This window comes from Dryocola clanedunensis subsp. sulfonylureivorans, from assembly GCF_016756775.1.
In the GTDB taxonomy this organism is placed as follows: domain Bacteria; phylum Pseudomonadota; class Gammaproteobacteria; order Enterobacterales; family Enterobacteriaceae; genus Dryocola; species Dryocola clanedunensis.
On sequence record NZ_JAERMU010000024.1, the window covers coordinates 52,370 to 71,931 of the forward strand.

18 protein-coding genes are annotated in these 19,562 nt (G+C 54.8%); 7 read left to right on the forward strand and 11 right to left on the reverse strand.

The window, feature by feature from the left end:
* Window positions 1-6: 6 nt before the first annotated feature.
* From HYQ67_RS20035 to HYQ67_RS20045, 3 genes are all read right to left on the reverse strand, one after another.
* On the reverse strand, window positions 7-1,299 hold the full coding sequence (locus HYQ67_RS20035) for an anaerobic sulfatase maturase (RefSeq protein WP_202306777.1): 1,293 nt from the start codon (window positions 1,297-1,299) through the stop codon (window positions 7-9).
* Between the two features lie 329 nt (window positions 1,300-1,628).
* The gene (locus tag HYQ67_RS20040; protein ID WP_202306779.1) at window positions 1,629-2,975 is read right to left on the reverse strand and encodes an MFS transporter; all 1,347 of its coding nucleotides are present in this window, start codon (window positions 2,973-2,975) and stop codon (window positions 1,629-1,631) included.
* Between the two features lie 21 nt (window positions 2,976-2,996).
* Window positions 2,997-4,505: a sulfatase-like hydrolase/transferase gene (locus HYQ67_RS20045; RefSeq protein WP_202306782.1), complete on the reverse strand. Its 1,509-nt coding sequence runs from the start codon at window positions 4,503-4,505 to the stop codon at window positions 2,997-2,999.
* Window positions 4,506-4,659: 154 nt separating this feature from the next.
* Between HYQ67_RS20045 and HYQ67_RS20050 the strand changes: the two genes are divergently transcribed.
* Window positions 4,660-5,565, forward strand: a complete 906-nt coding sequence (locus HYQ67_RS20050; protein WP_202306784.1) for a LysR substrate-binding domain-containing protein — start codon at window positions 4,660-4,662, stop codon at window positions 5,563-5,565.
* 264 nt (window positions 5,566-5,829) lie between these two features.
* Here HYQ67_RS20050 and HYQ67_RS20055 read toward each other — a convergent pair whose 3' ends face one another.
* From HYQ67_RS20055 to entC, 5 genes are read right to left on the reverse strand one after another with little or no spacing between them, the layout of a single operon-like run.
* Window positions 5,830-6,246, reverse strand: a complete 417-nt coding sequence (locus tag HYQ67_RS20055; RefSeq protein ID WP_202306786.1) for a hotdog fold thioesterase — start codon at window positions 6,244-6,246, stop codon at window positions 5,830-5,832.
* Between the two features lies 1 nt (window position 6,247).
* Entirely contained in the window at window positions 6,248-6,994 is a 747-nt protein-coding gene (gene dhbA, locus HYQ67_RS20060; protein WP_202306820.1) for a 2,3-dihydro-2,3-dihydroxybenzoate dehydrogenase, read from the reverse strand.
* Between the two features lie 2 nt (window positions 6,995-6,996).
* A complete protein-coding gene (locus HYQ67_RS20065; protein WP_202306788.1) occupies window positions 6,997-7,857 on the reverse strand; it encodes an isochorismatase in 861 nt (286 codons plus the stop codon).
* Window positions 7,858-7,871: 14 nt separating this feature from the next.
* Window positions 7,872-9,488, reverse strand: coding sequence for a (2,3-dihydroxybenzoyl)adenylate synthase (locus HYQ67_RS20070; protein WP_202306790.1), 1,617 nt, complete (start codon window positions 9,486-9,488; stop codon window positions 7,872-7,874).
* Window positions 9,489-10,670: an isochorismate synthase EntC gene (gene entC, locus HYQ67_RS20075; protein WP_202306792.1), complete on the reverse strand. Its 1,182-nt coding sequence runs from the start codon at window positions 10,668-10,670 to the stop codon at window positions 9,489-9,491.
* Between the two features lie 213 nt (window positions 10,671-10,883).
* Here entC and fepB point away from each other — a divergent pair, with 213 nt between their 5' ends.
* Entirely contained in the window at window positions 10,884-11,828 is a 945-nt protein-coding gene (fepB, locus tag HYQ67_RS20080) for a Fe2+-enterobactin ABC transporter substrate-binding protein (protein ID WP_348519221.1), read from the forward strand.
* Window positions 11,829-11,968: 140 nt separating this feature from the next.
* Here fepB and entS read toward each other — a convergent pair whose 3' ends face one another.
* Window positions 11,969-13,210, reverse strand: coding sequence for an enterobactin transporter EntS (gene entS, locus HYQ67_RS20085; RefSeq protein ID WP_202306802.1), 1,242 nt, complete (start codon window positions 13,208-13,210; stop codon window positions 11,969-11,971).
* A gap of 274 nt (window positions 13,211-13,484) precedes the next feature.
* Between entS and fepD the strand changes: the two genes are divergently transcribed.
* The 3 genes from fepD to fepC are packed head-to-tail and all read left to right on the forward strand — an operon-like array spanning window position 13,485 to window position 16,278.
* The gene (gene fepD, locus HYQ67_RS20090) at window positions 13,485-14,492 is read left to right on the forward strand and encodes a Fe(3+)-siderophore ABC transporter permease (protein WP_202306804.1); all 1,008 of its coding nucleotides are present in this window, start codon (window positions 13,485-13,487) and stop codon (window positions 14,490-14,492) included.
* 26 nt (window positions 14,493-14,518) lie between these two features.
* Window positions 14,519-15,481, forward strand: a complete 963-nt coding sequence (fepG, locus tag HYQ67_RS20095; RefSeq protein WP_237391355.1) for an iron-enterobactin ABC transporter permease — start codon at window positions 14,519-14,521, stop codon at window positions 15,479-15,481.
* Window positions 15,478-16,278, forward strand: a complete 801-nt coding sequence (gene fepC, locus HYQ67_RS20100; RefSeq protein WP_202306808.1) for an iron-enterobactin ABC transporter ATP-binding protein — start codon at window positions 15,478-15,480, stop codon at window positions 16,276-16,278. The genes fepG and fepC overlap by 4 nt, the downstream gene beginning before the upstream one ends.
* 37 nt (window positions 16,279-16,315) lie before the next feature.
* Here the strand turns inward: fepC and HYQ67_RS20105 are convergent, their stop codons facing one another.
* The gene (locus tag HYQ67_RS20105; protein WP_202306810.1) at window positions 16,316-16,681 is read right to left on the reverse strand and encodes a hypothetical protein; all 366 of its coding nucleotides are present in this window, start codon (window positions 16,679-16,681) and stop codon (window positions 16,316-16,318) included.
* Window positions 16,682-17,131: 450 nt separating this feature from the next.
* Between HYQ67_RS20105 and HYQ67_RS20110 the strand changes: the two genes are divergently transcribed.
* Both HYQ67_RS20110 and HYQ67_RS20115 read left to right on the forward strand, forming a co-directional pair.
* The gene (locus tag HYQ67_RS20110) at window positions 17,132-17,344 is read left to right on the forward strand and encodes a hypothetical protein (protein WP_202306812.1); all 213 of its coding nucleotides are present in this window, start codon (window positions 17,132-17,134) and stop codon (window positions 17,342-17,344) included.
* A 102-nt stretch (window positions 17,345-17,446) separates the two neighbouring features.
* Window positions 17,447-18,742, forward strand: a complete 1,296-nt coding sequence (locus tag HYQ67_RS20115; protein ID WP_237391352.1) for a YadA-like family protein — start codon at window positions 17,447-17,449, stop codon at window positions 18,740-18,742.
* A gap of 116 nt (window positions 18,743-18,858) precedes the next feature.
* Here the strand turns inward: HYQ67_RS20115 and HYQ67_RS20120 are convergent, their stop codons facing one another.
* On the reverse strand, window positions 18,859-19,224 hold the full coding sequence (locus tag HYQ67_RS20120; RefSeq protein WP_202306814.1) for an Aca2/YdiL-like domain-containing protein: 366 nt from the start codon (window positions 19,222-19,224) through the stop codon (window positions 18,859-18,861).
* Between the last annotated feature and the right edge of the window lie 338 nt (window positions 19,225-19,562).

The following is a 19,562-nucleotide window of genomic DNA, read 5'->3' on the forward strand; positions in this document are numbered from 1 at the left end:
CTGGAATTATCCAGCACAGCATTTTTTATATTTTTTCCCACTACCGCACGGACAGGAAGCATTTCTGCTCTGCGGTTCTGGACGCTGTAGTGAGGGTGACGCTGACATGATGGCCTGTGCCGGATAACCCGCCGACAGCAGTTCACTCATGATATTCATATCGCGGGTGATGTGTTTGAAGAAATGCTTGTAGCCTGCACAGAGATAGTTATGCCCGGGATGCCCTGTAGGTGAAACCGCAAAACGGTGTTTAGGGCAGCCGCCATGGCAGACTTTGAGGTATTCACAGCGACGACAATCCGGTGTCAGCGTGTCCCGTTTAGCTTCGCCAAACGTCCGTGCCGGCTCACTGTTATTAAGTGTATTGATATCATGCTGATGAATGTTTCCGAGCTTATGTTCCGGGTAGACAAAATGGTCACAGTTATAAAGATCGCCGTTAGCTTCAAGGGCAAATGCGTGGCCGCAGGTCTCTGAATGGACACAGAGCACCGGTGGTTGTCCGGTCCAGGCGGCGACGGCCACATCGAACATTTGCACCGACACACGACCGACATCCCGGCGCACCCAGACATCAAAAATCTGGCTCAGAAATTCGCCGTACTGCCACGAGGGAACAGTCCATGGTGCCAGTGTTGCCGTACTTTCTCCAGGCATTACCAGCTTCAGTGTGGCAGTGTCAGAGGAGGTAATTTGCTCAACTAATGGAATGAACTGAAGATAGCGGGAGCCTGCATTCAGTAAGAATTCATACACTTCTCTGGCATGGCCCGCGTTATGTTTGCCCACGACTGTCAGGGTGTTGAATTCCACTCCGTGCTGTTGAAGCAGGGTCAGTGCTTCCATCACTTTTGCATGAGTGCCCGCACCAGCGCGCGTGACCCGGTAAGTGTCATGGAGCGCCTGAGGCCCATCGATCGACAACCCTATCAGAAAATTATGCTCAGCGAAAAAGGTGGCCCATTCAGCATTCATCACTATGCCGTTGGTTTGCAGGGCGTGCTGGATGTGTTTGCCCTGACCATGTTTTTCGCACAGCGCAATCACCCGTCGGAAAAAAGGAAGCCCCATCATTGTGGGTTCACCACCCTGCCAGGCAAACAGAATTTGTTCACCGACCTGCGCCTCGATATGCTGACGAATATAAAGTTCCAGTGTGTCATCAGTCATACGCCAGTTCTGTTTACGCTCAGGGTAAAGTGCTTCTTTTTCCAGATAAAAACAGTAACTACAGTCGATATTGCAGACTGAGCCAGTTGGCTTGGCCATCACGTGACAGCCACGGGGATTAGTCGTCATTCAGAAGTCTCTCTCGGTGTAACGGATTGCAGAGCATGGCAGTCTGCCATAATGCGACCCGCCGTATCAGTAATTTTCTGTCGATCTTTTTGACCTAACCCCACCCCAAAGATGTAGGGATATCCTGATAATCGTGGAGACCGACGCAATATGATATGGAGTACGCGTTTATTTATAATATCTGATAAAAAAATCCCACTGAGTAGTTTATTCATGACTCGCTGGGTATTTGATATCCAATATTGGCAGGGAACTCATTTCAATTATCCTGAATGCTTATCTGTAACACGATGAAGGAGCCGCCCCTGCCATACCACAAGTCAGATATATTATACGTTTTCGTGCTCTCTATTTTTACCCATCCCGGTTTTTCGGGCGAAAATGAACATTGTCAGTAAACTGACTGATAGCATGAAAATATTCACGGATAAACCAGCACCAAAATCTCCAGTCAGATCTTTCACGTACCCCATGGCGGTAGGGCCAAAAAATCCTCCCAGATTACCGATAGAGTTGATAACGGCAATGCCACCGGCAGCAGCAGAACCCACCATGAACTGGGGAGGGAGTGACCAGAAAACAGGTAATACCGCAAAGAGTCCCGCTGAAGCCATCGTCAGCCCAATTACGCTCACTAATGCACCGTTACTGAATGCGGTGAGACTGACTCCAACGATCGCCAGAGCAAGCGGTAGCATGATGTGGAATACACGTTCATTGTGGCGATCGGAACGCTTCCCCCACCATAACAGTGCGATGACTGCGGCGATATATGGTATCGCTGACAAAAATCCTGTCGCAATAAAGGAGAACCCCGCGCCTTTTATCAATTGAGGCAACCAGAAATTGACTGTTGCGTTAGTCATAGAGATCCCCAGGAAAATAAGTGCAAGACTGAGCACCATAGGATGGAAAAAAATTCGCGAAACAATGACTTTTGATTTTTTCTTCCGCTGGCTAAGATCGTCATCCAACACTGCTCGTGCCACCTTTTTTTCCTCCTCAGAGAGCCAGCCTACATTTTCGATTTTTTCAGGCAAGCGAAACAGGACGATAAAGCCGAGTATTAATGCCGGAAAAGCCTCGATGATAAATAACCATTGCCAGCCGGCCAGGCCATGATGGGCACCAGTAGATAATATAAATCCTGATACAGGACCGCCAATAATAGTTGCCAGCGGGTTAGACAGTAATAATAAACCAATAATCTGAGCACGACGCTTGTTGGGAAACCATTGTGTCAGATAGTAGAGGATCCCCGGATAAAACCCCGCTTCGGCCGCACCTAACAAAAAACGCAAAGTCAGGAATGATTTTTCATCCCATACAAACGCTGTACAAGCAGACAGCAGCCCCCATGTAATCATAATACGGGCGATCCACCGGCGGGCTCCGACCTTAGCAAGCATCAGGTTGCTGGGTACTTCAAAAATAAAATAGCTGATAAAAAAAATGCCACTGCCAAGCCCAAAGGCGGTGGCAGATAATCCAATATCCTCTCGCATAGTCAGCGCTGCAAATCCGACATTAACCCTATCAAGAAATGCAGCAAAATAGCACAGCATCAAGAAAGGCAATAATCTCAATGTGATTTTATTGAATACTTTTTTCGACTCTTCATCCTTTTCGGATAAAGTTTTCAAGGATGTAGGTATAGCAGAGATTTCCTGTGACATAATATTCTACCTTTATTTTTATTAACCAAATCCAACGACTTCGCCAGGGTCGATTGATGTCGCTAAAGGGGGAAAATGAATACCACGTTGGCCAGACAATCCCCGATTAGTCGGTATGACCAATTTCGGTACTTCGCAGCCAACAAAAGAACCATTTTTGATCCAGTCTTTGTCGTTACCATATAGCTCCAGTAAGAGTTGCCTTTTAAGAGAGGCGACAACATTCTGAAAATCGCTGTGTGCAGAGAGATTAATTTGCTCGGAAGGATCGCTATGAAGATCAAACAGCTGGAAATGATTTCCTGCGGGATACCAGATAAGTTTATAGCGACCATCGGTTATCATGCGAGACGCCAATGGTCCTTCCAGACATTCTCCGTATAAAGTGTCGCGCTGTGTTTCACCTGTCATCGAAATACCATCGCAACTTTCTGGCACGGTAATGCCGCACATTGTCAGCAAAGTTGGCATGATGTCCTGTAAACCGACAAGGCGTGTGTCAGTACTGCCGGGTGGTATGCGATTTGTATGCGCAGAATCCACTATAATCATCGGGATTTGCGCCGATCCCTGGTAAAAGTAACGTTTCGCGTACATACCGTGATCGCCCAACATATCCCCGTGATCGCTGGTAAACACGATGATGGTGTTATCAAGAATTCCTTCTTCCCGCAGAGAGCCTATTAGCAAACGTACCTGGTGATCTATATGTGTACACTGGGCGTAAAATGCGCGTCGCATATCGTCATATTGATCCGGTGGCAGCTGTTGTTTGATTTTTTGATTGATGGCGAGCGCATATGGCAGATCGGGCGATTGCGACCATTCGCTCTCAACCGGCCGTCCAACATCGCGCGAGCGATAACGATCGAAATACGAAGCGAGGGGCACAATTGGAGGATGGGGTTGTGTATAAGAGACATACCAGAATGATGGTCGTGTAGGGTCTCTGCGACGAATATTGGTAGCGGCTGTTTTCGTTATCCAGTTTGTAACATGCAGGCTCTCTTCCAGATGCCACGGTCTCCAGCTGTACTCGTTGTTACTCATGCCATGCATAAACTGTTGGCCTGCATATCCCTTATCTGCCAGAAAAATTTCATAGTCGTCCACACCGCCTAAATGGCTTCGTCCTTCTTCAGCAATAAAGGTTTCTTCGAAACCTATGCGATCGCGGGTAGGGTAAACATGTAATTTCCCTGTAGCTGATGTCTGATAGCCTTCTCTGGTAAAGCAACCGGCGAGAGTCGGAATTGCAGGCATGGGTAGAGCTGGTTGAAAAATGCGATCTCCATGCACCCTTGAAGTCGTACCGGTCATGATGCTCCGGCGAGCGGGTATACAGACCGGGCATCCCGAATAAGCATTTGGGAAATGGACTCCTGACTTTGCCAGGTTATCGATCGTCGGTGTTTCTATTGATGGGTTACCGGTAAAACCTAATAAATGCCCTGGCCATTGATCTACGGTGATAAAAAGGACATGAGGGCGTGGATGTTTTGCGCTGTTGCTGGAGGCAAATTCCTTCATTTTACATTCCTGTTCAAATGGTTACGAAAATCTTTCGGAAGCATTGCATGACACAATGTAAATAAATTGTTATTGAATATGATATGTAATAAAAAATGTGCTACAAATTAAATTCGCTTATTAATAAGGTGTTAACTCCGTACGGATCACATTTATGGATCAAAAAAGTTTGATGGCGTTCGTTGTGCTGGCAGAGGAACTGCAATTTGGCAGGGCCGCCCAGCGATTGAAGCTGACTCAATCTGCGGTTAGTCAGCAAATTGCTCGTCTTGAGAAAGAACTGGGGGTCACATTATTTGAGAGAACTAAGCGAAAGGTAGCGTTATCTGAAAGTGGGTCCGTTTTTTTACCCGATGCACAAAAGGTGATTCGTGATATTGAACAAGCGACAGAAACCGCGCAGCGAGCCGCAAAAGGGCTGTTGGGAAAAATCAGAATCGGATACGTCGATGCAGCTCCTTTTAGTATCCTCTCCCCGCTTGTGATGCAGTTTCGTAAATCCCGGCCAGAAGTTGGAATGGTTTTATATGAGCTTACATCGCTGGAGCAGTTTGATGCACTGAAAAATGGTAAGATTGATATCGGCCTGTTACGACCAGTATATAAATCGGATGAAATTAATACTATAACCCTGGTCAGCGAGCCTTATGTTGTAGCCATGAATAAAGAACATCAATTTGCAGAACTCAATGAGATACCTATACATGCATTAGTAGGTGAAAAGTTTTTATTTACATCAAAAGAAAAGGCCAAATATATATTTAGCAACTGGAGCGCTATCTTTTCACGCTACGGAATATCTCCTGATATTGTCCAGGAAGTGAACCAACTTCATGCCATGCTCAGCCTTGTCGGTGCCGGTATGGGGATTGCACTTCTCCCGGTCTCGGTTGCCGAAAATAATAATCATGGTGTGATCTATAGGGCTTTAACCGGTATTGATGTCCCTAATGCAGATCTTAATATTGCCTGGTTGAAAGACAATAAAAATATTCAGATCAGTCATTTTGTTAACATGGCAAAAGAAGTGAATGAATGGCGTAAAGGATTAAATGACTAAGTTAATTATTTTGTGCCCCCTCGTAATACAATTTCGTAATAATCTTTGGTTTTACAAGTAGTCATTACTGGCACTAAACCCTTTCAGATTAATTGAGTTATCATTTCGGAATGGATGATGCCGAATCGCAATTACAATCTAAAATGTCTGCACTGTATGTATTTATCATTATGATTGTCGCCTATACGGCGGGCAACTGGTCGTGATGAGATTTGGCAGCAAAGAATAAGGTGGATAAGCGCCAGCGCCATCCACCGAAAATACTTACCCCAGAGTCGCCGTGGTTAAACGGCTGGTGCAGCAGCGTTTGCCGCGCGCATCAAAAATGGCGATCTCCCAGACCTGGGAAGTTTTGCCCAGATGCAGCGGCTTGCAGACGCCCCGAACTTTGCCGGAGGCCACCGCTCGGTGGTGGCTGGCGCTGATTTCCGTTCCCACCACGCACTGCCCTTCTGCGGTGGTCAAATACCCTGCCATCGACCCCAGCGTCTCCGCCAGCGCTACCGATGCGCCGCCGTGCAGCAGGCCAAACGGCTGATGCGTGCGTTCATCTACGGGCATCTCCGCTTCCAGACACGCTTCGTCGATGCGCGTGAAGGTAATGCCGAGCAGCGCCACCATCGACTTTTCACCCATCGCGTTAAGCTCAGTCAGGCTCAGCTGGCGTTTCCAGATGCTCATCTCAGGCTCCCAGCGTCGAGCCGCCGTCAATCACGATATCCTGCATCGTAATATGGCTGGCGTAGTCGGAGGCGAGGAACAGGATCGTGCTGGCAATCTCCTGCGGACGGGCGATTTTGCCCAGCGGGATCCCCATTTTGAACTGCTCCGCAAAACCCCTAATACGCTGCTGCTCCGCGTCCGGCGTTTTCCAAAGCAGGCGCTGCATGTCGGTATCCGTAGAGCCAGGCGAAACAAGGTTACAGCGCACGCCGAAGGGAGCAAGCTCCAGCCCGACGGTCTGCGCCAGGCTTTTCAGCGCGGCCTTCGATGCACCATAGGCGGACATGCCGGTTCGTGGCGTATGGGCCGCGTCCGAAGCAACGGTGACCACTGCCCCGCTCCGCTGTTCGCGCAGCAGGGGCATGACGGCGCGGAACAGATTAAACGCGCCGCCAACGTTGACAGCGAAGGTATCCTGCCAGTCCTGAAGCGCCAGCTCATCCGTTGCGCCCATGCGCAAAATCCCCGCCGCGTTGACCAGCACGTCCAGCCGGGGTTCATCGCTAAGCAAGCGCCGGGTCAGCACGCTAACCTGGTCTGCATCAGCAACGTTCAGGGTTTCAGTGGCGAACGGGTAAACGTCCAGCGGGAAAGCCAGATCGAAACCAACCACCGTCGCCCCGGCCTCGCTGAAGGCCAGCGCCGTATGGTAGCCAATGCCTTTGCCCGCGCCGGTTACCCAGACGCGTTTGCCGCTAAAGTCGATGTTCACGCCTGCGGCTCCCTGGACAGCAGCGCCCACCAGGCGTCGACGCTCGGGTTCTTCGCCAGCATCACGAAGTCGATGTCGCCGTGAATTTTGCGCCAGCTCGCCGCCAGCGCCATCATGCGCACGGAATCCAGGCCGTAATCAATCAGGTTTTCGTCATCTTCCGGGATGTCGGACTCGTCGAGCAGCGGCAGGATCAGTGCGCGAAGCTGCTCTTTATTTTGCGGGGCAGCTTCCGGCAGCAGATCGCGGGTCATCACCACGCGGCCTGAACGGCCCGCCGTGTATTTCAGCGCCATCATGTGCTCTTCGCGGCTGAAATCCGCCAGCGCGTCGGCCACCATAAACGGCTTGATATCACGCATGAAGGCGTCGGTGGCGGTGGTCATGCAGCCGATATGAGCGTAAACACCGCAGATAATCAGCTGGTTGCGACCCGTCTCTTTCAGGGACTGCTCCAGCGGCGAGCGGATAAACGCGCTGTAGCGCCACTTGGTCAGCACCGTGTCCTGCTCGTCCGGGGCAAGAGCGGCTACGACCTGCTGGCGATCCGGATGCTTGTTCAGGCCCGGCCCCCACATATCGTTGAGCAGCGCGCGGTCTTCGTCGCTCTGATTATTCGGCTGCGCGGTGTAATAAACCGGAATACCGTTCTTTTTGCAGTAATCGCGCAGCGCGGCGATGTTGTCGATAACCTGCTGGATCATCGGGCAGCTGTCGCCCCAGAAATCGATAAAGTAATCCTGCATATCGTGGATCAACAGCGCGGCGCGGCCAGGCTCAAAGGCCCACTGTACTTTGCTATCCGGGATCTCGGCTGCGGTCGGTAAGGCGTATGCGTTCAGTTTTGGAATAGCCATCATGTCTCCGTCAATCAGGAAGCCAGCGCCTTTTGGGCAATCAGCTGGCGTAAACGTTTTTTATCCACTTTGCCGACCGGGGTCAGGGGCAAAACCTCAACAATTTCGATGCGGTCCGGCAGCTTGAAGTCCGCAATGCCCAGCTCGCGCAGGTAGCGGCGGATCTCCACGGCGCGGAACGGGCGGCTGCCGACGATAAACGCGCAGCTCTTCTCGCCCAGCAGGCTGTCTTCCATCGACACCAGCGCGGCGTGAATAATGTCTTCATGGCGCAGCAGCAGGTTTTCAATCTCTTCGGCGGCGATCTTCTCTCCTCCGCGGTTGATCTGATCTTTTTCCCGGCCCTGCACGGTGATGTAGCCATCTTCGGCAATGGAGATCAGATCGCCGGAACAGTAGAAGCCGCTGGCGTCAAAGGCGCTGGCGTTGTGCTCCGGGCTGCGGTAATAGCCGCGGAAAGTGTACGGCCCGCGCGTCATCAGGCGGCCCACTTCGCCGTGCGGCAGCGGGTTGCCGTTTTCGTCGGCTACCCAGACCTCATCGTCCGGGCACATCGGTTTGCCCTGGGTGGTGAAGATGTGTTCGCTGTCGTCGTCCAGACGGGTGTAGTTCACCAGCCCCTCCGCCATGCCAAACACCTGCTGAAGCTGGCAGCCGATTTCCGCAGGAATACGCGCCGCCAGCGCTTCGCTGAGCCGTGCCCCGCCGACCTGCAGCAGCTTCAGCGATGCCAGCGCCTGGTTACTGCCCCACTCGCCAATGGCCTGTAGCCAGAGGCTGACCGCAGGCGGCACCAGCGCGGTGACGTTGATCTGATGGCGTTCAATGAGCGGGAAGCAAAGCGTGGCGCTCGGATCGTTTGCCAGCACCACGCGTCCGCCGCCGTAGAACACGCCCAGCGAGCCGGGCGAACTTAGCGCGTAGTTATGCGCGGCGGGAATGGCGCATAAAAAGCGGGTATCTGCATCGAACCGGCAGATTTCGACGCTGCGGCGGATGCTGTAGTAGTAATCATTGTGCGTGCGTGGGATCAGCTTCGGCGTACCGGTGCTGCCGCCCGAAAGCTGGAAGAAAGCGACTTCATCGGCGGCGCTCGAGGTGACAACAAAATTATCTTCCGGCTCGCTGATAAACGCCGTCAGGGAACGGTCGCGGTCGTTTTCGTTGAGCAGCACCGCCATGCGCAGCGAAGGGTTCTGGCTGCACAGCTCGTCAAGAAAATCGTCGTGTGAGAACAAATTATGCTTGCGGTCGGCAATCAGCAGCGCCGGTTCGATTTGCTTTGCGTAGGCCTCAAGCTCGGTTCGCTGATGGCTGAAAAGCGCATTAACTGGCGCAACGCCGATTTTCAGCAGCGCAAACAGCGTGATATACAGCTCCGCCACGTTGCCCAGCTGCACCAGCGCCGTTTCGCCCGTTTGCAGGCCCCGCCTTTGCAGCGCGCAGGCCAGGCGGGTTGCCGCCAGCTCCAGTTCGCGGTAGCTGTAACGACGTTCGCCGTCGATAAGCGCAGTCGCGTCATTCTTTGCGTGGCGGCTCAGGATGTCGGTAAGCGGCAGATCGGCCCAGTAGCCCTTTTCGCGATAGCGTGCGACCAGATCCGCTGGCCAGCGGGTAAATTCAATCGCCATTTAATTAAGTCCAAATACGTTGAGCATGGTGGAAAGTTTGACGCCGGTTTCGCGCCATTCCGATTCAGGGGAAGAGGCAGGCACGATGCCCGCACCGGCAAACAGGCGAATTTGCTTCTTCGCCACCCGCGCGCAGCGGATTGTCACTACCCACTCGCCGTTGCCTTCGGCGTCGCACCAGCCAACGATGCCGCCAAACAGCTCGCGGTCGAACGGCTCCAGCTCGGCAATCAGCTTCTGCGCCACGTCGTGCGGGAAGCCGCTCAGAGCCGGAGTTGGATGCAGCAGGCAGGCCAGCGACAGCGCGTTATCCCGCTCGTCCTTCACCTGGCCATAAATTGGTGAGGCAAGGTGCCACAGCGTTGGGGTGGTGATCAGCTCCGGCGCTTCCGGCACCGACAAAGAGAGGCTGCGCGGCTGCAGCACGGTTCGCATGGCGTCCGTCACCAGGCCGTGCTCGTGGCGGTCTTTGCTGGATTTCATCAACGTTTCGCCAGTCTCGCGGTCCCGTTCGAGGTTTGCGGTGTTGCGGCGTGCCGAGCCAGCCAGCGGCAGCGTGCTGAAGTTTTTTCCGCTTTTACGCAGCAGCAGCTCCGGGCTTGCGCCGATCAGCGAACCGCCGTCCGGCAGGGGAACGTGGAAGTTGAAGCTGGCGGGATTCTGGGCGATCAGCCGTTCTAATAGCGCATCGATATCAACTGGCGCGTCGGTTTCAATATCGATCAGGCGGGAAAGCACCACTTTGTCGATATGGGGCTGGCTGGTAGCGGCAGCGGCATGCGCCACCATCGCCATAAATTTGTCCTGTTCAGGAATAGCTTTACGTGCGGTCACGCCGGGTTGTCCTGCGGGCTTGCTCTGTGCCGCCGACTGCTGCCGCTGGGCGCGGGAGAAGGTCTGCCAGCTCCGTGGAATGAACAGCGCGGAGGGCTGGCGCGGGTCAAACGGGATCGCGCCAACCGCTATCGGCTTATCGATGCCCTGCTCTTTGGCCTTCGCAAAGGCCTCGCGCAGCTGCGTTTGCAGGACACCGTGCAGATCCGCTCCCTCTTCGGCGGGACATTCCAGACGCATAAAACAGCCCTGCGTTTGAAAACTTCGATAAGGAGACATAAAGAAAAAGCTATCCGCACAAGGGGTTAGCTGCTTGTTCTGTGGCTCCTCGGCCAGTAACGTATCCATGCGTCCTCCGTTAGAAAAATGATAAATGTCATTAATAATAATTATCATTTGTATTTCGGGCTGGTAACCTAAAGAGAAACGATCGTACTGTCAACAGTTGAGCATTTTTGTCTGATGTCGCTGTGCTTATCCGACCTGGGGTTCTCTGCCCGTAGGATGGGTAAGCGCAGCGCCATCCACCGCCAGCCTTTAATTTCAACAGGATGTCCCCGAGTGAAAATCAGATTTACCGCACTGCTGCTTCTGTCCCTCAGCCATTTCGTTCACGCCGCCGACTGGCCGCGCCAGATCGCCGACAGCCGGGGAACGCACACCCTGGAGCAGGCGCCACAGCGCATCGTCTCCACAAGCGTAACGCTGACAGGTTCGCTGCTGGCGATAGATGCGCCCGTGATTGCCAGCGGCGCGACAACGCCGGGAAACCGCGTAGCCGATGACCAGGGCTACATGCGCCAGTGGGGCAAAATAGCGAAGCAGCGCAACGTGCAGCGCCTGTATATCGGCGAACCGAGCGCCGAAGCCGTCGCCGCGCAGATGCCCGACCTGATTCTTATCAGCGCCACCGGAGGTGATTCCGCGGTCGCGCTTTACGATCAGCTTTCTGCCATCGCCCCGACGCTGGTTATCAACTACGACGACAAGAGCTGGCAGCAGGTGCTCACCGATCTGGGCAAAATAACCGGTCACGAAAAGCAGGCCGCCGCGCGCATCGCAAGCTTTGATAAGCAGCTCAGCGAGGCCAAAACGAAAATTAATCTGCCGCCGCAGCCGGTCAGCGCGCTGGTTTACACCCCAGCCTCACGCTCCGCGAACCTGTGGACGCCGGAATCCGCTCAGGGCAAGCTTCTGGAGCAGCTCGGCTTTACGCTCGCCACGCTGCCCGCGGCGCTGCACACCAGCCAGAGCATGGGCAAGCGCCACGATATAGTTCAGCTTGGCGGTGAAAACCTTGCCACGGGTCTGAACGGCGAGAGCCTGTTCCTGTTTGCCGGTAACGAGAAAGACGCCGCCGCTCTGGAAGCTAACCCGCTGCTGTCGCACCTGCCCGCGGTGCAGAACAAACATGTTTACCCGCTTGGCACCGAAACCTTCCGTCTGGATTACTACAGCGCGACCCAGGTGCTGGAGCACATGACCGCGCTATTTTCAAAAAATTAACGGTGGATGACGCTGCGCTTATCCACCCTACCGGTCCGTAGGTCAGTCCGTAGGTCGGATAAGCGCAGCGTCATCCGACAAAACCATCCCATCCCAACCCAACCCGTAGGCCGGATAAGCGCAGCGTCATCCGGCAAAATCTACACCGCTTCCACCGGAGCGGCCTGCCGGTAACGGCGCAGCTGAACAAGCACCAGCGCCAGCACGACGCCAGTCAGAGCCAATACCAGGCCACCGGAGCTGGCTGCCGCAACTGGCGTCATCGCTACCGTCATGCCACCCAGGATCGCCGCCCCTATTGCATCGCCCGTTACGTTCTGTGCCGTCCATAGACCGTTGATGCGCCCCAGCATGCCGTCCGGCGTCAGCGTCTGGATCAGGGTGTACTGCAGCAGGGAGCTGATGGCGCTCAGGTAGCCAAACAGGGCCAGGCAGGCCAGACCCAGCCCCCAGACCGGCATCAGGCTGAACACGCCCACGGCGATAAACGACACGATGCCGCTCGCCAGCATGATTGCGCCAGGGCGCGCGTGGTGGGCAATCCGCCCGCTGGTCAGCGCACCAATCGCCGCCCCCAGCGGCACGGCGGCATACATCAGGCCAATCTGTCCGGCGCTCATCTGCCAGTGCCCGGCCAGCGCCGGATAGAGCACGCGCACCGAGCTCGCCATCGTCAGCAGCGCCCCGACCAGCGCGATGCCGCCGATAATCGGATGGCTAATCAGAAAGCGCAGCCCGTTGAGCAGAGACAAGAAAGGATTCTCCCGCGCCTGCGGCGGAGGCGGCAGGCGCGGCAGGCTAAGAAGCGGAATTAGCGTGACGAACGTGCCGATGGAGGCCAGCCCGTAGTTCCACACCACGCCGCCGGAAGCAAGCAGCAGCCCGCCGATCATCGGTGAAATCACCGATCCCAGGCGCACGGTCAGCATGGTAATCGCCCCCGCCTGCATCAGGTTTTCACGCCCCACCAGCGCAGGGGTGGCGGCCAGCAGCGCGGTAACGCCAATCGCGCCGAAGAACCCGTCCCACACGCCGAGCAGATAGATTGCCGCAAGCGATGGCTCCGGCAGCGAGGCGTTGAGGGTCAGGCCGATAAAACCAATCCCGCAGGTGGAGCGGGCCAGCAGGATCAGGCGGCGGCGCTCGTGCCTGTCGGCCAGCACGCCCCCCATCATTAAACCAATAAACATCGCGCTGCCGGTCAGCGTCACGGCAAGACCGACCTGCAGCGAGGAGTGGGTCAGCGTCTGGATTTGTACCGGTACGGCAACGCCGAGCAGGCCTAAAGAGACAATAGAGATAAAACGGGCGAGGAACACCGCGCGAAACGCCGGGTGGGTCTTCAGCAGGCTGAGGTTTAACAACAGAGAATTGCGGTTCATTACATGGCCTTAAAGCGATTTTTTATTTTCGGGGGCGAGGCGGCTCATGCTACCATAAAGAAATAAGAGTGATAATGATAATAACTATCATTAATATTGACGCATAGTCTGTTTTCGTCTTAAGACGTGCAGATGTCACTAAATAAAAGATAAGGAAAATCAATTAATTGATTTTCGGCTGCAAACCACAAAGAGGGAAAAACCACGCTTTTTCCCTCTTTGTCAGCAATCTCTATCATTTAATTTCACATAAGGTGATTTGCCAGGCGGGCTTATGTCAGTTTCAAGGTTGTCAGCACGGATCTCCGTCCTGCTGATTATCACATTTTTACTGTTGTTGATGGCGACGCTCAGCCTGCTGCTGGGCGCAAAATCGTTGCCGGTAGGGGTTGTGCTGGACGCCCTGGGCGGCCAGTGTCGAAGCGCGGACTGCACGATCGTGCTCGACGCACGCCTTCCCCGCACGCTGGCGGGCATTCTGGCCGGCGGCGCGCTTGGCCTTGCCGGGGCGCTGATGCAAACCCTCACCCGCAACCCGCTTGCCGACCCCGGTCTGCTTGGCGTCAACGCCGGAGCCAGCTTTGCTATCGTGCTGGGCGCGGCGGTCTGGGGCCTGTCGTCTCCCGTATCCCTACTGGGCCTGGCATTTTTTGGCGCGCTTTCAGCCGCGCTGGTAGTCGCGTTTACCGGCAGCGCGGGCGGCGGGCAGCTCAGCCCGGTTCGTCTGACGCTTGCGGGCGTGGCGCTTGCGGCGGTGCTGGAAGGTCTGAGCAGCGGCATCGCCCTGCTTAACCCCGAAGTGTTTGACCAGCTGCGCTACTGGCAGGCCGGCTCGCTCGACATCCGCACTTTAGAAACGCTGAAAATTATTTCTGGCCCGCTGCTGGTGGGCTGTGCCGTCGCCCTGCTGATAAGCCGCTCGCTGAACAGCCTGAGCATGGGGCACGACACCGCTACGGCGCTGGGCAGCAAGGTTGCGCGTACCCAGCTGCTGGGTTTGCTCGCCATTACTCTGCTGTGCGGCAGCGCCACCGCTGCGGTTGGCCCCATCGCTTTTATCGGCCTGATGATGCCGCATCTGGCGCGCTGGCTGGTGGGCGCCGATCACCGCTGGTCGCTTCCCGTTACGCTGCTTGCCACCCCTGCCCTGCTGCTGCTGGCCGATATTATTGGCCGCCTGCTGGTGCCGGGTGAACTGCGCGTTTCGGTGGTTAGCGCGTTTATCGGCGCGCCGATGCTGATTTACCTGGTGCGACGCCAGCGTAAGGGGGCGGGCCTGTGAACCGTTCATCCCCTCGCCTGATAGCAATGTGCCTGCTGCTGGCTGCGCTGAGCGCGGGCCTGGGCATCTGGAGCCTGGGGAGCGGCGTGCTGCCACTCTCTGCGCAGCAGGTCGTCGAGGCGCTGCTGGGTTCTGCTCCGCGTAATATTTCGCTGGTGGTCGTAGAGTGGCGTCTGCCCCGCGTGCTGATGGCGCTGCTTATCGGCGGCGCGCTTGGCGTGAGCGGGGCTGTTTTCCAGTCGCTGATGCGTAACCCGCTCGGCAGCCCGGACGTCATGGGCTTTAACGCCGGGGCGTGGAGCGGCGTGCTGATTGCGATGGTGCTTTTCGGCCAGCATCAGGCGGCCATTGCCGCCGCGGCGATGGCGGGCGGCATTATTACCGCGCTGGTGGTCTGGCTGTTTGCCTGGCGTAACGGCATTGAAACCTTCCGGCTGATTATCATCGGCATTGGCGTGCGCGCCATGCTGATGGCCTTTAACACCTGGCTTTTGCTCCACGCCTCTCTGGAAACCGCGCTTTCCGCCGGTCTCTGGAACGCCGGGTCGCTCAACGGGCTGACCTGGGCGAAGCTCTTCCCCGCCGTGCCGATCATTTTGCTGGCGCTGCTCGCGGGCGCGCTGCTGGTCAGGCGCATGCGTCTGCTGGAGATGGGTGACGACAGCGCCTGCGCGCTGGGCGTCTCCGTTGAGCGCTCCCGCCTGATGCTGATGCTGGCCGCCGTGATCCTCACCGCCGCCGCCACCGCCCTTGCCGGGCCGATTTCGTTTATCGCGCTGATTGCCCCGCACATTGCCCGCCGTCTGAGCGGCACGACCCGCTGGGGATTACTCCAGTCGGCGCTGTGCGGCGGCGCGCTGCTGCTTGCCGCCGATCTCTGCGCCCAGCGGCTGTTTATGCCGTATCAGCTGCCGGTGGGCGTAGTGACGGTAAGCCTAGGCGGCATCTACCTTATCGCGCTGTTGATTCAGGAGTCCCGTAAGAAATGAGCCAGTTGTCACTTCCGCCGCGCCTGCACGGCGACGAGCTTACTCTCGGATACGGTACGCACGTGGTGGCCGAAGGATTGACCGTCGCCATCCCGGACGGGAAGTTCACCGCTATTATCGGCCCCAACGGCTGCGGTAAGTCGACGCTGCTGCGCACGCTAAGCCGCCTGATGAAACCCACGGCGGGCAACGTCTGGCTGGACGGTCAGGAGATCCACCGCTTCGCCACCAAAGAAGTGGCCAGACGCATCGGCCTGCTGGCGCAGAATGCCAGCGCGCCGGGGGATATCAGCGTGGCAGAGCTTGTTGCCCGTGGACGTTACCCGCATCAGCCCATGTTTACCCGCTGGCGCGAAGAGGACCAGCTTGCGGTGACCAGCGCCATGCGGGCCACCAATATTCAGGATCTGGCCGATCAGCCCGTGGACACGCTTTCCGGCGGGCAGCGCCAGCGGGCGTGGATAGCCATGGTGCTGGCGCAGGAAACGTCGATCATGCTGCTGGACGAGCCAACAACCTGGCTGGATATCAGCCACCAGATTGATTTGCTCGAGCTGCTGAGCGATCTGAATCGTGAGAAGGGGTATACGCTGGCGGCGGTGCTGCACGATTTGAATCAGGCCTGCCGCTACGCCACGCATTTAATTGCGCTGCGCGACGGGAAGATTGTCGCCGAAGGCGCGCCGAAAGAGATCGTCACGCCAGAATTAATCGAAGCGATATACGGCCTGCGCTGCATGATTATTGAAGATCCGGTGGCGCACACGCCGCTGGTGGTGCCGCTGGGAAAGAAGTGAGCTGACTTCCCGCCGGGCAATGGCCGGCGGGTAACAGCTATTGAGCGTTTTTACTCTTCTGCCGGCTTAAGCGCCGCTGCTCGTTACGCCGTTCCCTGCGCTGACGCTCCTCTTCCAGCTTCCGCTCCTCTTCTTCAGCCAGCAGCCGCTGCCGCTCGCGGGACGGCAGCTCCTGAAAGGCTTTTTCCTCGGCTGCATTAGCGCGTTCAATCTCCGCAAGGGCCTCCATCATCTGGTCGATAATCGCGATTGATTTCGGCACGCGCTTTTCCCAGCGTTCAGGCGTCGTCCTGCTCACGCCCGCCACGCGGCACAGGTGGGTAATATTCGTATCCGCCTTCTTCGCCCGCGCTTTGATCGCTTCTACCCGGCGATAAAACTCTTCTGCAAATGTGTTTTCCATCGTTCTGCTTCCCGCACTGTCCCCTGGTTACTTCACCATATTTGCAGCATCGGCATCATCCCACAATCTTTTATCGTCGCCGCACAAAATGTCGCATTATTTATGCCGCAAAAAAGATGCATTGTAGCAAATGGTTTACAATGGGTATTATCACATTTCGAATATTGACCAGCATCAACAAAACATAAATAATCTGAATATTTCATGTTCATCTTTCGTATGAAATAGAAAATACCAAATGTTAAATATGTTGATATACGCCAACTTACGTACTTTCTTGTGTATTAGTGCTGCTTTTGTGTGACCTATTTTATATGCACGCTCAATGACTTAATTCGGAACGCAAAGAAATGCAAAAAAATGTCTTGCTGCAAATATTACCTTACGAGTAATATTTGCTCGTTCCCAGTGAGGAACAAATGAGAATCATTTGAAATAAGGTTTCAAATTATGTCAGCACAAAAAAAGCTGGCGACCGAGACGGCAGGCGCCCCAACGCAGTGGGTGGTGTTTACCGGGAAGCTCCCGGCCCAGATGAAAAAGCAGCTCAAGATTGTGGCTGCGCAAACAGGGATCAAACAGCAGGAGATCGTAGCCGACGCTGTTAAGAGCTGGATGAAGCTGAAAGGATTCGATGTAGAAGATTTGAATTGTGCGCCCTGACTGCCAGGTCAGAGCACACGATGATGACCAAACCCGCGACATAGGCTCTGCCAGGAGCGCCGTGGGTTAAAAACTAGCCTTGATCACCGAGATCCAAAATATATGAATCGCCGTAAAATTGCATTTGCTTTATTAGCTATTTTTTCAGGTACAACAACTGTTCACGCAGCGGAAAATAGCATTAACACTGACACAATGAACGCGACGATTCAGGACGTTCAAAACGCCCTGAATAACAATTACGATTATTACCACGCGAGGGAAGCAGTAATATCACGACTTGGTTATAGCTATTCTGAAGCTGATAAATTTGTTACTGATGTTCGTGAAGCTCGTATTAGCAAAACAACTACACAAGCACAGGGGTTAACTACTCCACAGGTTTCTTTGTTAATTGCACAAGAACCTGATTTACCAATATCTTCTTCAGATAGCCCCTATCGAGCAATGGGTCAGACACATCATTATGCCGATCTTGACGATCTGAAAGCTCAGGCTAAAGCAGGGGATCAATTCGCTCAGGAACAGCTTGATAAGTATGTTAAAGCAGAAACCGCAGCCAGGCACGGTGCTGAACTTACCGCTGCTAACCAGGCCCGCACTGCGGCTCAGACTGATGCTGAACATGGTGCAGAACTTACCGCAGCCAATCAGGCCCGCACTGGGACTCAGACTGATGCTGAACATGGAGCAGAGCTGACTGCTGCTAACCGGGCCCGCACTGCGGCTCAGATTAATGCTGAACATGGAGCAGAGCTGACTGCTGCTAACCAGGCCCGCACTGCGGCTCAGACTGATGCTGAACATGGAGCAGAGCTGACTGCTGCTAATCAGGCCCGCACCTCACCCCAGGTTCTGTCTACCCAAACAGAATTGAACCACAGTGAGAACACGTCAAATCGTTCGCTGATAAATCAAAATACAGCATCTATTTCTACGTTCAAGGAAGATGTTAAACAGGCAAAAACTACCAGTATTACAGCACAGTCCCGTGCCGATGCTGCGTATACTTACGCTGAAAAAAACCATCAATCACTCAGCGAAACCAACAAGCGTTTGGTTAATGCTGAAAGTAAAGAAGCGTTAAACGAGCAGCACATCGGCACGCTTGAAAGCCAGACCACCAGCAACTTTGCGAAGCTGAAATCTCAGGTGGATGACAACCGTAAGCGTGCTTCTGCGGGGATTTCAGGCGTGGCGGCGATGGCGAACATTCCTCAGGTCACTAACACCCAGGACTTTTCTGTCGGTGCAGGCGTGGGTACCGCTGACAGCGAATCTGCGCTGGCGGTGGGCTTCTCTGCCCGTGCGACGGAAAACGTGGTGGTGAAGGCTTCCGTCTCTGACGACTCACAGCACAACTTCGTAACAGGCGCTGGCGTCTCTTACGGCTGGTAAAAACGCAGGCCTGCCCCGGCGGGCCTGAACAATTATAAAAAACCGAACTGTCTATTTAGCCCCTCCCGTGGGGCTTTTTTACCGCTGGCGAATCGTTCCGTTCAGGAACAGGCTGGTCAGTAGAAAACGAGCAAATCTTCGATATACAGGGCGCTTTTAACCGACATATCCAGCCGCCACTCCACCACGTCATCGTGCCCCGTCTCCTCGCGAAACTGTTCGAAAGTGACGTAAAACGGCACCACCTGCCTGCCCTGCCCCAGCTTCCTGTGCTCCTGAGCCTGAACGCGCATGTCGTTTAACAGGATTTCACGGCGGTGCAGCATCGAGTGCATTTTTTTCATGATCGGTTCGGGCAGGGAGCTGCGCCCTGACTCATAGTAGCGCCAGGTGCGGGGCTCAACGTTTCCGATGTGTCTGGCCGCCTCGACAACGTCCAGAAAGAGCAGTTTTCTGCAGGCCAGAAGGGCAAAGTTATTCATGTTTTCCCGTTGATTCAGAAAGGTTACTTAAACCATGCGGCCAAAAGTAAGCGTGGAGTCGAATTATCAGGCCTGAAATTGTAACACCGACTATACCCACACCAATTGCATTACTAGTAATAAAATTTTACGGCTAGTCGCACGATTGATGCTTCTTTTTCGGGGAGCACATAATAATTTTGCGGAACAAACATGGGCCCACCGCCCTACGCTCAACCCGTAGCTACCGTCTTGAACGTCAAGCGGTAGCTGCATAATTTTCATCCCATGGCAGGCGTGTTTTAAGCACCCCGAAGCACATGTGCACCAGCTTGCGCATTACTGCACCCAGCGCCGCC

Excerpts from the sequence above, each read along its gene's own strand:
- HYQ67_RS20035 (WP_202306777.1), bottom strand. The coding sequence starts at position 1,299 with ATGACGACTAATCCCCGTGGCTGTCACGTGATGGCCAAGCCAACTGGC.
- HYQ67_RS20040 (WP_202306779.1), bottom strand. The coding sequence starts at position 2,975 with ATGTCACAGGAAATCTCTGCTATACCTACATCCTTGAAAACTTTATCC.
- HYQ67_RS20045 (WP_202306782.1), bottom strand. The coding sequence starts at position 4,505 with ATGAAGGAATTTGCCTCCAGCAACAGCGCAAAACATCCACGCCCTCAT.
- HYQ67_RS20050 (WP_202306784.1), top strand. The coding sequence starts at position 4,660 with ATGGATCAAAAAAGTTTGATGGCGTTCGTTGTGCTGGCAGAGGAACTG.
- HYQ67_RS20055 (WP_202306786.1), bottom strand. The coding sequence starts at position 6,246 with ATGAGCATCTGGAAACGCCAGCTGAGCCTGACTGAGCTTAACGCGATG.
- HYQ67_RS20065 (WP_202306788.1), bottom strand. The coding sequence starts at position 7,857 with ATGGCTATTCCAAAACTGAACGCATACGCCTTACCGACCGCAGCCGAG.
- HYQ67_RS20070 (WP_202306790.1), bottom strand. The coding sequence starts at position 9,488 with ATGGCGATTGAATTTACCCGCTGGCCAGCGGATCTGGTCGCACGCTAT.
- entC (WP_202306792.1), bottom strand. The coding sequence starts at position 10,670 with ATGGATACGTTACTGGCCGAGGAGCCACAGAACAAGCAGCTAACCCCT.
- entS (WP_202306802.1), bottom strand. The coding sequence starts at position 13,210 with ATGAACCGCAATTCTCTGTTGTTAAACCTCAGCCTGCTGAAGACCCAC.
- fepD (WP_202306804.1), top strand. The coding sequence starts at position 13,485 with ATGTCAGTTTCAAGGTTGTCAGCACGGATCTCCGTCCTGCTGATTATC.
- fepG (WP_237391355.1), top strand. The coding sequence starts at position 14,519 with ATGTGCCTGCTGCTGGCTGCGCTGAGCGCGGGCCTGGGCATCTGGAGC.
- fepC (WP_202306808.1), top strand. The coding sequence starts at position 15,478 with ATGAGCCAGTTGTCACTTCCGCCGCGCCTGCACGGCGACGAGCTTACT.
- HYQ67_RS20105 (WP_202306810.1), bottom strand. The coding sequence starts at position 16,681 with ATGGAAAACACATTTGCAGAAGAGTTTTATCGCCGGGTAGAAGCGATC.
- HYQ67_RS20110 (WP_202306812.1), top strand. The coding sequence starts at position 17,132 with ATGTCAGCACAAAAAAAGCTGGCGACCGAGACGGCAGGCGCCCCAACG.
- HYQ67_RS20115 (WP_237391352.1), top strand. The coding sequence starts at position 17,447 with ATGAATCGCCGTAAAATTGCATTTGCTTTATTAGCTATTTTTTCAGGT.
- HYQ67_RS20120 (WP_202306814.1), bottom strand. The coding sequence starts at position 19,224 with ATGAATAACTTTGCCCTTCTGGCCTGCAGAAAACTGCTCTTTCTGGAC.